The sequence below is a fragment of the Cellulomonas phragmiteti genome (assembly GCF_016862775.1).
GTDB classification, from domain to species: Bacteria; Actinomycetota; Actinomycetes; order Actinomycetales; family Cellulomonadaceae; genus Cellulomonas; species Cellulomonas phragmiteti.
This window is the reverse complement of the sequence record NZ_BONP01000012.1, coordinates 51,710-64,775: the sequence shown is the minus strand read 5'-3', so window position 1 is coordinate 64,775 and position 13,066 is coordinate 51,710. Positions and strand designations below refer to the sequence as shown.

Genomic DNA, 13,066 nt, shown 5'->3' with positions numbered 1-13,066 from the left:
CGATTCAGCCATGTCCAACACCCCCCATGCATCAGATCCGATGCGCGTCAGGTGGTACCGCGCCCGGTCGCTGCCTGCCCTCGGGGACGCGGTGCGCGGCGCCCGGGAGGTCCGCGGGCTCACCCAGGACCAGCTCGCCGACATGATCGGGTCCTCGCGACCGACGCTCTCACGCCTCGAGCGTGGACAGGCCGTCTCCGCCGGGACCGTTCTCGATGCTCTCGCCCGGTGCGGTTACGAGGTCGTCGTCGTGCCTCGCGGTGCGCAGGTCAGCGTCTCGTGAACGACCGGCTCGTCGTCTGGCTGCACGGCGTCCGCCTCGGCGAGGTGCAGCGGCTGCGCAACGGGCGGTTACGCCTCCGGTTCGACGACGACGCGGTCGCCCGTCACGGTATCGGCGCACGTCCGCTCTCCCTGTCGCTGCCCGTCACGGACCGCCGGGTGCAGGGTCCTCAGCTCGAACGCTTCCTCGACAACCTGCTGCCGGAGAGCAGCGTGCGCTCGGCACTGGAACGCGAGCACGGTGTGCGGCCCGGTGACACCTTCACGCTGCTCGGTGCCCTGGGACGGGAGTGCGCCGGCGCCGTCCAGCTGACGGCCGACGACCGCCCCCTCGGCCCGGGGCGACTGGTCCCCCTGACCGACGACGCGGTCGCCGTGCTCGTCTCCCGCCTGCCCACGCTCGACCCGCCGGACGGCGAGACCGTCAGCGCGTCGCTGGGCGGCGTCCAGGCGAAGGTGCTGCTCACCCGCACGGACGACGGGTGGGCCTGGCCCGCGGACGGTGCGATGTCCACGCACATCGTCAAGCCCGAGCCCGTCACGGACGTCGCGGTGCCGGACCTCGTGCGGTGGGAGGAGTGGACGTTGCGCCTGGCGCGCACCGCAGGGCTCCCGGCTGCCACGGCCGAGCTGGCGGAGTTCGACGGCCGGACGGCGATCGTCGTCGAGCGCTTCGACCGCCGGGGCGGGGCCCGCGTCCACCAGGAGGACATGGCGCAGGCTCTGGGCGTCGCCGCGCGTGACAAGTACGAGTCCTCGAGCGCGCGGCCGTCGCGGCTGGAGTCGCTCGCCGCCGTCGCCGCGGCCGAGGCCACCGATCCCGACGCCCTCCTCACCGGTCTTCTCGCCCAGGTCACGTTCAACCTCGTCGTGGGCAACGGCGACGCGCACGCGAAGAACTACTCGCTGACTCTCGGCGACGCAGCCGGCTGCGCGATGGCCCCGCTGTACGACGTGGCTCCGGTCTACCTGCTCAACCCCGCCTACCAGCACTTCGGGCTCGCGCTCGACGGCCAGCCCCGGCTACGACACCTCACGGGCGCCCACCTCGTCCGCGAGGCCGCACACTGGGGCATGCGCGAGCCCGCCGTGCTCGAGGTCGTGGAGCGCGTGACGACAGCCGTGCGCGAGGCGCTCCCGCACTGCGCAGCCGTGGGTCTCGACACCGACGACGTGGCCGAGCAGATCGCCGCTCGCGCGGCTCGCGTCCTGGCCGACGCATCCGTGTGACCGTCGCCACCGTGGGCGGACGGTGAGGACGTCACCGTGACCGCCGTGGCCCCGTCGGCGCAGCAGGCTCGTCGCCGAGGCGCACCCGACCGACCCGCTCGGAGTGCGGACCACCCATGACTCTTCGATAGTGGATCGTGACGGCCGCCCCTCCCGGGTGGCCGACCCCCGATCCCCAGGAGCGTCCCGTGACCGACTCCCCCGTCCAGCCCGGCGCCCCGGGCTCCGCGCCCGCCCCCCTCGAGGAGCCGACCGAGCCCCGGGAGCCGCTGCCCCCCAAGGACGCGAGCGACGGCCCCGCGGCTGTCTCGCCGACGGGCCGGCCGTGGGGCGGCGACCCGGCGACCCGCTCGCAGGACGGCGCGTTCCTCACCACGGCCGGCGGTGTCCCGCTGCGGGACACGGACCACTCGCTCAAGGCCGGCCGGCGCGGCCCGACGCTGCTGCAGGACCACCACCTGCGCGAGAAGATCACGCACTTCGACCACGAGCGCATCCCCGAGCGCGTCGTCCACGCGCGCGGGGCCGCGGCCCACGGGCGCTTCGAGTCCTACGGGACGGCAGCGAGGCTGACGTGCGCGCAGTTCCTGCAGCCCGACGTGACGACGCCGGTGTTCGTGCGGTTCTCGACCGTGGTGGGCTCGCGCGGGTCCGCGGACACGGTGCGTGACACCCGTGGCTTCGCGACGAAGTTCTACACGGCCGAGGGCACGTTCGACCTGGTGGGCAACAACATCCCCGTGTTCTTCATCCAGGACGCGATCAAGTTCCCCGACGTCGTCCACGCCGTCAAGCCGCACCCGGACGTCGAGATCCCGCAGGCGCAGTCCGCGCACGACACCTTCTGGGACTTCGTGTCGCTGCACACCGAGGCGCAGCACCACACCATCTGGAACATGTCCGACCGCGGCATCCCGCGCTCGTACCGGACGATGGAGGGCTTCGGCGTCCACACGTTCCGGCTCGTCGCGGACGACGGCACGACGTCGCTCGTGAAGTTCCACTGGAAGCCCAAGCTGGGCGTGCACTCCCTGACGTGGGAGGAGGCGCAGCTCGCCGCGGGCACCGACCCGGACTTCCACCGCCGCGACCTGGCGCTGGCCATCGAGCACGGCGCCCACCCGCAGTGGGAGCTGGGGGTCCAGGTGTTCCCCGACACCGAGGACCAGGTGTTCGAGGGCATCGACCTGCTCGACCCGACCAAGCTGGTGCCCGAGGAGCTGGCCCCGGTGCAGCCGATCGGGCTGCTGACGCTGGACCGCAACCCGCGCAACTACTTCGCGGAGACCGAGCAGGTCGCGTTCCACGTCGGGCACCTGGTGCGCGGCATCGACGTCACCGACGACCCGCTGCTGCAGGGCCGGCTGTTCTCGTACCTCGACACCCAGCTCAGCCGCCTCGGTGGGCCCAACTTCACGCAGCTGCCCATCAACCGGCCGCACGCCCCGGTCAACGACATGCTGCGCGACGGCATGCACCAGACCGCCGACCACATCGGCGTCGCCCCGTACAAGCCGAACACGCTGGACGGCGGCTGCCCCTTCCACGCGGGCGCGGACCTCGCGTTCATCGACGTGCCGGCGCGGGTCGCCGACGGCGTCAAGGAGCGTGCGCAGCCCGCGTCGTACGACGACCACTTCAGCCAGGTGCGCATGTTCTGGCGCAGCCTGACGCCCGTGGAGCAGGCGCACACCGCGCAGGCGTACACGTTCGAGCTCGGCAAGTGCTTCGAGCAGGCGATCAAGGAGCGGCAGCTGCAGGCGCTGGCCCACGTCGACGCCGGGCTCTGCGCGACCGTCGCCGCGGGTCTCGGCCTGCCCGCGCCGGCACCCACCGTGGAGGTCCCGGACGCCGCGCCCAGCCCGACGCTGTCGCAGGTCGGGGAGCGGTGGCCCGTCGACGGCCGCGTCGTCGGGCTGGTGGCCGACCCGACGACCGACCTCGACGTGCTCGTGGCCGTGCGGGACGCGCTGGACGCCGCCGGGGTCCTGCCGCTCGTCGTCGCACCGACGGGTGGACCCCTGGACCCCGCGCGTCCGGACGTCGTCGCGCAGCGCACCTGGCTGACGGCCGCGTCGCCCGAGTTCGACGCGCTCGTGCTGCTGGGTGCCGCGGCCCCCGCCCCGGACGCCCGGCCGTCGTTCGACGCCAAGGCCGGCGGCCCCGGCGCGGACGTCGACCCCCGCGTCGTCCTGCTCGTCCAGCAGGCGTACCGGCACGCGAAGTCGGTGGCGGCCGTGCCGGCGGCGGCCGGCGTCCTCGCGGCCGCGGGGGTCGACCCGCAGGCCCCGGGCGTGCTGGTCGGCGACGACGTGTCGACGATCGCCGAGACCCTCCTGGCGCAGCTCGCCCTGCACCGGGCGTGGGAGAGGTTCCCCGCGACGGCGGTCTGACGCCCGCCCGGGCCCGGCCACCAGGTCGGGCCCGGGCCGTGCCCGGCAGGCGCACCGGCCGCGGGGTCTGCCAGGCTGGCGGGCATGCAGGCCGCACCTCACCCGGTCGTCCGCGACGCGTGCCCCGAGGACGTCGCCGGGATCTGCGAATTCGGCGAGGCGCACGTCCGCGCGCACTACGCGCCCCTCATCGGGGTGCAGGCCGCCGACGCGCAGGTGCGCGCCTGGTGGCACCCGGCATACGTCGCCGACGCGGTCGAGAAGGGCTCCGTCGTCGTGGCCGACGACGGTGGCGCGTGCGTCGGCGTCGCCCAGCTCGGCCGGTCCGGGGACGACCACGTCGTCTACAAGCTCTACGTCGACCCCGCGCTGCGCGGCCACGGGCTGGGTCCACGGCTGCTCGACGCGCTGACCCGCCACCTGCCCGACGGCGCGCGCACGCTGCACGTCGAGCACGTCGCGGCCAACACCCGCGCGGCCGCCTTCTACGAGCGCGAGGGCTTCACCGTGGTCCGGGTCGACCCGAGCCCGTCGGGCGACCCGGCCCTCGACCTCGTCTGGCGCTCCCGCCCTGTCACGTCCACCGCCCCGTGACGGTGTCCGCCGGCGGGACGACGCCGACGCGAGACCGGGCTCAGGTCGCTGACCCCGCCCGGTGAGCGACCCGAGCCCGGTCTCGCGGCCGGTGCGCGCGTCAGCCGCGGTGCAGCGGGGTCGTCGTCGTCGACAGCGGGCGGCCCGTGGCGCCGTGGCGGGCCATGACGACCTCCGCCAGGACCGACAGCGCGACCTCCTGCGGCGTCGAGCCGCCCAGGTCCAGGCCGATCGGCGAGCGCAGCCGCGCGAGCGCCTCGGGCCCCACCCCCGCGGCACGCAGCGCCGCCACCCGCCGGGCGTGCGTGGCGCGCGACCCCATCGCCCCGACGTAGCGGGCGGGTGAGGCCAGCGCGGCCGTGAGGGTCGGGACGTCGACGCGCTGGTCGTGGGTGAGGACGGCGACCGCGTGCGACGCCGTCAGCGGGTGCGCCGCCAACCAGCGACCGGGCCAGTCCCGGACCACCGCGTACGCGTCGGGGAAGCGCTCCTTGGTCGCGAACAACGGGCGCTGGTCGAGCACGGTCACCGCGAACCCGCAGCCGGCGGCCAGGCGCGTCAGAGCCACGGCGTGCTCACCGGCCCCGACGACGAGCAGCGGGTGCGCGGCCGGCGTGCGCAGCGTGACCAGCGGGTCGTCGGTGCAGCTGCGTCCCTGCGCGTCGAGCAGCACGCACGCGTCGAGCCCCTCGGCCGCGCGCCGCACCTGGTGCAGCGCGCCGGCCGGCAGCGCCGTCACGTCGTGCACCAGCACCGTGATCGTCCCGCCGCAGGTGAGCCCGGGCTCCCCGAGCTCGTCGCCGACCCCGTACGACACGACGTGCGCCGGGCCGCCGTCGAGCACCCCGCGGCAGCGCTCGACCAGGTCGGACTCCACGCACCCGCCCGAGACGCTGCCGGCCACGGTGCCGTCCGAGCCGACGACGAACGACGACCCGACCGCCCGCGGCGCGCTGCCCACCACGCGCACGACCGTCGCCGCCACGACGCGCTGACCGGCGTCGAGGCGGCGGCAGATCTCGCCGGCCTGGTCGAGCATGCCGGTGACGCTACGAAATGATTGTTTCGAGAACCGGCGCGCGGGGGTAACGGTGCCGAAACAGCGCGGCCGCACGATCGACGGCGAGGACAACGAGAGGACCGGCCATGTCGATCGTCGTGGACCCCGTCGGCGCCGCCGCACGGACCGAGCCGCCCACCGGGCCGTCGGCCGCCGACGAGACGGCCGACGCCCGCTGGCTGCGGCGCGCGGTCGAGCTCGCCACCGCCAACGTCGCCGAGGGCGGGGGGCCGTTCGGTGCCGTCGTCGTCGCGGGCGGCGTCGAGGTCGCGACGGGCCAGAACCGCGTGACGCGCGACCTCGACCCCACCGCGCACGCCGAGGTCCAGGCCATCCGGGCCGCGTGCCGCGCGGCGGGGACGTTCGCGCTCGAGGGCATGACGCTCTACACGTCGTGCGAGCCGTGCCCGCTGTGCCTCGCGGCGTGCCTGTGGGCCCGCCTGGACCGCGTCGTGTTCAGCGCCGACCGGCACGACGCGAGCCGCGGGGGTTTCGACGACTCCGCGTTCTACGAGCTGTTCGCCCGGGACCGCGACGCGTGGGACCGCACCCGGGTCCACGAGCTCCGCCTGCCGGAGTCCACGCGCCCGTTCGACGCGTGGCTCACGCACACGGCACGCACCGACTACTGACCGCTCCACGACCGCGAGCGCCTCCTGGACGCCCGACCGAGACCGAACCGTGACCCCGCCCGGCCGACGTTTACGCCCGGGACACAGAGCACGCGACGCCCCGACACGCCGCGTCCGTAGCGTCACCGCGCGCAACACCTGTTTCACGCACCGCGCGACCCGCTCGCGCCCGTTCCCCGATGGAGTGCCGATGTCCCTCCCCCCGCACCCCCGCCGCACGCGCCGTGCCCGCCTCACGGGGATCGCCGCCACCGGCGCCGCCCTCGCACTCGTCCTGGGCGCCTGCTCCACGGGCGCCGACGCCGGGGCAGGTGACGACGCGACCGGTGCCGACACCGCGGACCTCGGGGCCATCACCGTCCAGCTCTCGTGGATCAAGAACGCCGAGTTCGCGGGCGAGTTCTTCGCCGACAGCAAGGGCTACTACGCCGACGCGGGGTTCAGCTCCGTGACGCTCAACGCCGGCCCCGGCGCGACCGAGTCGATCGTGCTGTCCGGCGGCGCCGACTTCGGCCTGTCGAACGCGATCTCGGTCGGTCAGGTCGTCGCGGAGGAGGACGCACCGCTGAAGATCGTCGGCACGACGTTCCAGAAGAACCCGTTCACGATCCTGTCCCTCGCGGACGGCGGCGACATCGCCACGCCCGAGGACCTCAAGGGCAAGCGGATCGGCGTGCAGGCCGGGCCCAACGAGGCCCTGTTCGACGCCCTGCTCGCGGTCAACGAGATCGACCCGGCCGAGGTCACCAAGGTGCCGGTCGAGTACGACCCGTCACCGCTGGTCAACGGCGAGGTCGACGGGTTCCTCGCCTACGTCACCAACGAGGCGATCACCGTCGAGTCCGACGGTCACGCCGTGACCAACCTGCTGTTCGCGGACAACGGCCTGCCGTTCGTCGCCGAGTCGGTCGTCACCACCGAGGAGATGATCGAGAACGAGCCGGAGAAGGTGAAGGCGTTCCTCGAGGCGGAGATCCGCGGCTGGAAGGACGCGGTCGCCGACCCGGAGGAGGGTGCGCGCCTGGCCGTCGAGGAGTACGGCACCGACCTGGACCTCGACCTGGACAAGGAGATCCAGCAGGCGACGATCCAGATCGATCTCATCGTCACCGAGGAGACGCGCGAGAACGGCCTGTTCACGATCTCCGACGACCTCATCGCGCAGAACCTCGCGACCCTCGCCGCGGCCGGCATCGTGCTCGAGGCCGACGACCTGTTCGACCTGTCCCTGCTGACCGAGCTGCTCGAGGAGCAGCCGGACCTGGCGAAGTGACACGACGCCCGTGACGCACGTGCAGCACGACGCCGGTGCCCCGCAGGCCGCCCCCCGCCGGGGTGGCTCGCTGGGCACCGGCGTGGGCCTCGACGGCCTCGGCAAGACGTTCACCACCGGCCGCCGTCACGTCACCGCGCTGCAGGACACGACGCTGCACACCGACAAGGGCAGCTTCCTGTCGCTGCTGGGCCCCTCGGGGTGCGGCAAGTCGACGATCCTGCGCATCCTCGCCGGGCTCGAGCAGCCGACGACGGGCACGGCGCTCGTCGAGGGCCGCACCCCCGTCGAGCTGCGGGCCGAGCACGCGCTCGGCATCGCCTTCCAGGACTCGGCCCTGCTGCCGTGGCGCAGCGTCGAGGCGAACATCCGGCTGCCGTTCGAGGTCTCCGGCACCACGCCGGACCACGCGCTCGTCGCCGACCTGGTGCGGCTGGTCGGCCTCGAGGGCTTCGAGAAGGCCAAGCCCGCGCAGCTCTCGGGCGGCATGCGGCAGCGCGTGTCGATCGCCCGGGCGCTGGTCGTCCAGCCGTCGGTCCTGCTGCTCGACGAGCCGTTCGGGGCCCTGGACGACATGACGCGCCAGCGCCTGAACCTCGAGCTGCTGCGCATCTGGACGGAGAAGCCCGCGACGACCCTCATGGTCACCCACGGGATCTCCGAGGCGATCTTCTTGTCCGACCAGGTGGCGGTGATGAGCCCGCGTCCCGGTCGGGTCAAGGAGGTCATCGACGTCGACCTGCCGCGCCCGCGGACGCCGGCGATGATGCGCACCCCGGAGTTCCACGCGCTGCACGACCACGCGTCCGAGCTGCTCTTCGGTGACGCGGTGGGCGCATGAGCGTCGTGACCGACGACGCCGGCACGCGCGCCGCGCCCCCCGCACCCCGGCACCGCGGCGTGCTGCGCCTCGCGCGCCGCTGGGCGCCGGGGGCCGGCGGGGTCCTGGGGGTCGTCGCCGTGTGGTGGCTCGCGGCCGCCACCGTGCTCGCCGGCACGACGATGCCGACCCCGCTGGGCGTCGCCCAGGGGTTCGCCGCGGACGGCCTGGGGTTCTACGTCGCGAACATGTCGGTCACGCTCGAGGAGGCCGTGCGCGGGTTCCTCGTCGGCAACGGCCTGGCACTGCTGCTCGCGTCGCTCGTGCTGCTGGTCCCGGCGCTCGAGCGCCTCATCATGCAGGTCGCCGTCATCAGCTACTGCCTGCCGCTGGTGGCGATCACCCCGATCCTCTACATCGTCATCGGCCCACCGCCGTCGGGGGAGCCGTCCGGCACCGCCGTGGTGCTGGCCGCGCTGTCGGTCTTCTTCACCACCGTGGTCGGGGCCGTGCTCGGCTTCCGCTCCGCGGACCCCGCCAGCCTCGACGTCGTCACCGTCTTCGGCGGGGGCCGCTGGCAGCAGCTCGTGCGGGTCCGGCTCGTCGCGGCCCTGCCGGGCATCATCGGCGCGCTGCAGATCGCGGCGCCCGCGGCGCTGCTCGGCGCGATCCTCGGCGAGTACATCGGCGGCGTCGACCGCGGGGTCGGCCCGGCGCTCGTCAACGCCGGGCAGTCGCTGAACGCCGAGCGGGCGTGGGGCATCGCGCTGGCGTGCGCCGTGGTCGCCGGCGCCGGGTACGCGCTGTTCGCCGCCCTGGCCCGGCTGGTCACGCCCTGGGCCGCCGGGGGTGCGGCACCGGCCGGGGGTGCGTCGTGACGGCCGCCCGCGTGGGCCGCGTGCTGCTCGACGCGGCCACGACGACCGCCGTCGTCCTCGTGGCCTGGACGGTGCTGCTCGCAGCGTTCGACGTCTCCCCGTACGTCGGCAAGGGGCCGGCGCAGGTGTGGGCCTACCTCGTGACCGACGCGGACGCGGGCGAGCACCGCGCCGAGGTCGCGGCGCTGCTCGGCGAGACGCTGACCGACGCGTCCATCGGCTTCGTCGCCGGGATGACGGCCGCGCTGCTGCTCGCCGCCGCGATCGTGCTGTCGCGGACCGCGGAGGGCACGATCATGCCCGTCGCGATGCTGTTCCGGTCGGTCCCGCTGATCGCCCTCGCGCCGGTCATCATCCTGCTCGTCGGGCGGGGCGTGGCGTCGGTCGCCGTCATGAGCGGGATCGTCGTGCTGTTCCCCGCGCTCGTGACGATCGTGCTGGGCCTGCGCTCGGCGTCGGCGCCGATGCGCGATCTGGTGACCGTCCTGGGTGGTGGGCCGCGCACGGTGCTGCGCCTGGTGCAGCTGCCCGCGGCGCTGCCGTCCGTCTTCGCCGCCGTCCGGATCTCGGTGCCCGGGGCGATCACGGGCGCGCTCATCGCCGAGTGGCTGGCGACGGGCGGCGGCATCGGCTACGGCGTGGTGTCGGCCGTCGGCCGCGCCCAGAACACCAAGGTGTGGGCGCTCGTCGTGGTGGTCACCCTGGCCTCGCTGGTGCTCTACACGCTCGCGCAGCTCGTCGAGCAGTGGGTCCTGGCACGGTTCGGCCCGGCGGCAGGGCGTGCCTGAGGACCTGCTCGGGGTCGTCCTGGCGGCCGGCGCCGGGACGCGCATGGGCCGGCCCAAGGCGCTGTGCGCGACTCCGGCCGGCGCCCCGTGGCTCCGGCTGGCGCACGACGCGCTGGCCGGCGGCGGGTGCACCCGGGTGCGCGTCGTCCTGGGAGCGGGCGCCGGTGCGGCCCGGCCGCTCGTGCCGGCGGGCGCCGAGGTCGTCGTCGCCACCCGCTGGCAGCGCGGCCTGGGAGCGTCGCTCGCGGCCGGGCTGGACGGCCTGGGACCGGGCTCCCCCACCGTCGCCGTCGTCGTCACGCTCGTCGACCTGCCCGACCTCGACGCCCGTGCCGTGGCGCGGGTGACGGCCGGCGCCGTCCGGCCGGGCGACCTGCGGCGCGCCACCTTCGCCACCGGCCCCGGGCACCCGGTGCTGATCGGCCGTGACCACTGGGCGCCGCTGCGCTCCCACCTCGACGGCGACGCCGGCGCCCGCGCGTACCTGCGGAGCCACCCTCCCGTCGACGTCGACTGCACCGACCTGCCCGGAGGGCTCGACCGCGACACCCCGGGCTGACGGGAGGACCGCGCACGTGTCGGAGCCTCCCGCTACGCTCGCCCAGGTCCCCACCTCGTCCCGGACCCGCGGAGCGCCATGGCCCACCACGAGCCCGTCGACCCGGCGCGTGGCGCCCGCCGGCCCGCACGCCGGCCCCGCGTGGCCGCGTTCTTCGACCTCGACAAGACCATCATCGCGACGTCGTCGGCGACGGCCTTCTCCAAGGGCTTCCTGGCGCAGGGGCTGCTCACGCGCCGCTCGGTCGTCGCGTCCGCGTACGCCCAGCTCGCCTACCTCCTCGGCGGGGCCGACGCCGCGTCCACGGAGCGCCTGCGCGCGTCCCTCGCGCGCATGGTCGTCGGCTGGGACGTCGCGCAGGTCTCGACGATCGTGCGCGACACCCTCCACGAGTCGATCGACCCGAGCGTCTACGCCGAGGCCGTCGAGCTCATCGCCGAGCACCAGGCCGCGGGCCACGACGTCGTGGTCGTGTCGGCGTCCGGGGCGGAGGTCGTCGAGCCGATCGCCGAGATGCTGGGGGCCGACGCCGTCATCGCGACCCGGATGGCCGTCGCGGACGGCCGCTACACCGGCGAGATCGACTTCTACGCGTACGGCGACAACAAGGCCGTCGCGATCCGCGAGCTCGCAGCCGCGCGGGGGTACGACCTCGCCGCCAGCTTCGCGTACTCCGACTCCGTCACGGACGCGCCGATGCTCGAGGCGGTCGGGCACGGGCACGTGGTCAACCCCGACCGTGCGCTGCGCCGCCTCGCCGTCGAGCACGGCTGGGAGGTGCTGACCTTCCGCCGCCCGGTGCCGCTGCGCCAGCTCGACACCCAGGTGCGGGTGACGACGGGCGCGGTGCTCACGGGGCTGCTGCTCGTGGTCGGGGGCGTCTGGTGGTGGCGACGGCGGCGTCGGGGGCGTTCCGCGTGACGGTCACCGCGTCTCACCATGCGACGGCAGGACCCTGCTGACCTGCGGCGACGCCCCCGGCCGTTGCCCCCGCGGTGCATCGGGTGTACGACAGGACCACAACTGAACGACCGCGAGAGCACCCACGCGCAGGACGCCCACTGATGGGCAGGTCGACCGGGCTGGTCCCGGAGCGACCGCGATGATGCACGCCTGATCACTCTCCGGCCCTCAGTACGGCGACGGCGTCCCACGAGGCGCCGTCGTTCGTGTCCGGGCCTGGTCGCGGCGCGACGCGTCGCCGGGACGGTCCCCCGCTCAGCCTGGCGGGGCCGCCGCTCGCCGGCCGGCCAGCACCTCGTCGGCGACGCCCCGGGCCACCCCGGCACCACGGGCCACCGCGTCCGCGTAGGCCACGACCCACCCCGCGACCCCCTCGGGCTCCCCCGTCGCGTACCGGGCGGCCGCGGCGAGGTACGCCGCCGGTGCGTCCCGCCACACCGCCTCGGGCACCGCGCAGGCGGTCGGGTCCAGGCCGGTGCGCACCGCGAGCAGCCGGGCGGCGGCCCGCGCGACCACGCCGTTGGCCGCGCGGAACGGGCGGACGCTCAGCAGCTCGGCGTGGACGACCGCGACGACGACGAGTGCCGGTGCACGCGTCGCGGCGGCGTCGGCCAGGACTCCAGCGACCCGCGCGGCCGCGACCCCGGCCTGCGGCGCAGCCCCCAGGGCGCGCAGGTCCCCGGGCGGCCCGGTGCGGGGACGGCCGACCTCGTGCGGCGGCAGCAGGTCCGCGGCGGCAGCCGCGTGCAGCCGCGCGAGCACCTGCGGCAGCGGCGTCGACGCCCGCGGGCCGGGGCCACCGAGGTCCGGCAGCTGCGCCTCGACGACGCCCTGCGCGCGCAGGGCGCCCGCTGCGACCACGTCCACGCCGCCGCCCGGGGCGGAGGTCCCCGTCGCCCAGGCCCGCAGCGCGTCGACGCCGACGGGTGCGCCGTCGAGCGCCGCCGACGCGGCCGCCGCCCGCAGCCCCGCCTCGGCGCGCACCTCGCGCCACCGGCGGCGGAACGCCTCGTGCCACCGCAGCTCCTCGCAGGCCGCGCGTGCGACGTCGACCGCCGCCGCGACCCCCGGCAGCCCGGCGAGGCCCGCGAGCGCGTCCGTGGAGCCCGTCACGTGGCGAACTCGGCCTCGCCGCGCTCCGGCAGTGCGGCCGCCACGCGCGACGCCATCGACGGCGACATGGTCGGCAGCGCGTCCAGGTCGTACCACCGGGCGTCGGTGTTCTCGCCGTCCGCGGGGAACGGCTCGCCGGACACCCAGCGGCACCGGAAGGTCAGGTCGAGGTACTGCGACCGGTCGCCGTTCTCGTAGACGACGGGCCCCACCACGCTCACCTGCGCGAGTCGCTGGGCAACCGCGACGACGTCGGCCTCCTCGCGCACCTCGCGCACCGCGGCGACGGCCGGGTCCTCCCCCGGGTCGACGATCCCGGTGACGGGCGTCCACTGCCCGTCGTCGGCGCGGCGCACCAGGAGCAGCAGGGGCCGCGGCCCGTCCTCGCGCAGGACGACGGCCGTGACCCCCGGCATCCACAGCAGATCGTGCCCGACGCGCTCACGCAGGGCCAGGACGAACGGCGGGACGGGCACGCGCC

14 protein-coding genes are annotated in these 13,066 nt (G+C 75.2%); 11 read left to right on the top strand and 3 right to left on the bottom strand.

The genetic code is table 11. The features are described 5' to 3' along the window. Positions 1-10: 10 nt before the first annotated feature. From Cph01nite_RS19365 to Cph01nite_RS11390, 4 genes are all read left to right on the top strand, one after another. Complete coding sequence (locus Cph01nite_RS19365) at positions 11-283, top strand: helix-turn-helix domain-containing protein (RefSeq protein WP_203674239.1); 273 nt, start codon at positions 11-13, stop codon at positions 281-283. Next, complete coding sequence (locus tag Cph01nite_RS11400) at positions 280-1,512, top strand: type II toxin-antitoxin system HipA family toxin (RefSeq protein ID WP_203674237.1); 1,233 nt, start codon at positions 280-282, stop codon at positions 1,510-1,512. Before Cph01nite_RS19365 ends, Cph01nite_RS11400 begins: the two co-directional genes overlap by 4 nt. Before the next feature lie 188 nt (positions 1,513-1,700). After that, the gene (locus Cph01nite_RS11395) at positions 1,701-3,905 is read left to right on the top strand and encodes a catalase (RefSeq protein WP_203674235.1); all 2,205 of its coding nucleotides are present in this window, start codon (positions 1,701-1,703) and stop codon (positions 3,903-3,905) included. Between the two features lie 84 nt (positions 3,906-3,989). Further along, a complete protein-coding gene (locus Cph01nite_RS11390) occupies positions 3,990-4,499 on the top strand; it encodes a GNAT family N-acetyltransferase (protein ID WP_203674233.1) in 510 nt (169 codons plus the stop codon). 100 nt (positions 4,500-4,599) lie between these two features. Here Cph01nite_RS11390 and Cph01nite_RS11385 read toward each other — a convergent pair whose 3' ends face one another. Next, the gene (locus Cph01nite_RS11385) at positions 4,600-5,538 is read right to left on the bottom strand and encodes an XdhC family protein (protein WP_203674231.1); all 939 of its coding nucleotides are present in this window, start codon (positions 5,536-5,538) and stop codon (positions 4,600-4,602) included. Between the two features lie 107 nt (positions 5,539-5,645). Between Cph01nite_RS11385 and Cph01nite_RS11380 the strand changes: the two genes are divergently transcribed. The 7 genes from Cph01nite_RS11380 (at position 5,646) to Cph01nite_RS11350 (ending at position 11,430) form a co-directional block, all read left to right on the top strand. After that, positions 5,646-6,191, top strand: a complete 546-nt coding sequence (locus Cph01nite_RS11380) for a nucleoside deaminase (RefSeq protein ID WP_203674229.1) — start codon at positions 5,646-5,648, stop codon at positions 6,189-6,191. A gap of 190 nt (positions 6,192-6,381) precedes the next feature. Beyond that, positions 6,382-7,464 (top strand): ABC transporter substrate-binding protein, encoded by a 1,083-nt coding sequence (locus Cph01nite_RS11375; RefSeq protein ID WP_203674227.1) that lies wholly within the window; start codon positions 6,382-6,384, stop codon positions 7,462-7,464. A 10-nt stretch (positions 7,465-7,474) separates the two neighbouring features. Further along, complete coding sequence (locus Cph01nite_RS11370) at positions 7,475-8,305, top strand: ABC transporter ATP-binding protein (protein ID WP_373307572.1); 831 nt, start codon at positions 7,475-7,477, stop codon at positions 8,303-8,305. Beyond that, entirely contained in the window at positions 8,302-9,162 is an 861-nt protein-coding gene (locus Cph01nite_RS11365) for an ABC transporter permease (RefSeq protein ID WP_203674225.1), read from the top strand. Before Cph01nite_RS11370 ends, Cph01nite_RS11365 begins: the two co-directional genes overlap by 4 nt. Continuing rightward, positions 9,159-9,950, top strand: coding sequence for an ABC transporter permease (locus Cph01nite_RS11360; RefSeq protein WP_239069206.1), 792 nt, complete (start codon positions 9,159-9,161; stop codon positions 9,948-9,950). The genes Cph01nite_RS11365 and Cph01nite_RS11360 overlap by 4 nt, the downstream gene beginning before the upstream one ends. After that, entirely contained in the window at positions 9,943-10,509 is a 567-nt protein-coding gene (locus Cph01nite_RS11355) for a nucleotidyltransferase family protein (RefSeq protein WP_203674223.1), read from the top strand. The genes Cph01nite_RS11360 and Cph01nite_RS11355 overlap by 8 nt, the downstream gene beginning before the upstream one ends. A 78-nt stretch (positions 10,510-10,587) precedes the next feature. Further along, entirely contained in the window at positions 10,588-11,430 is an 843-nt protein-coding gene (locus tag Cph01nite_RS11350; RefSeq protein ID WP_203674221.1) for an HAD family hydrolase, read from the top strand. 297 nt (positions 11,431-11,727) lie between these two features. Here the strand turns inward: Cph01nite_RS11350 and Cph01nite_RS11345 are convergent, their stop codons facing one another. Then, positions 11,728-12,585, bottom strand: a complete 858-nt coding sequence (locus Cph01nite_RS11345) for a Fic family protein (protein WP_203674219.1) — start codon at positions 12,583-12,585, stop codon at positions 11,728-11,730. Then, entirely contained in the window at positions 12,582-13,061 is a 480-nt protein-coding gene (locus Cph01nite_RS11340) for an NUDIX hydrolase (protein WP_203674217.1), read from the bottom strand. Before Cph01nite_RS11340 ends, Cph01nite_RS11345 begins: the two co-directional genes overlap by 4 nt. Between the last annotated feature and the right edge of the window lie 5 nt (positions 13,062-13,066).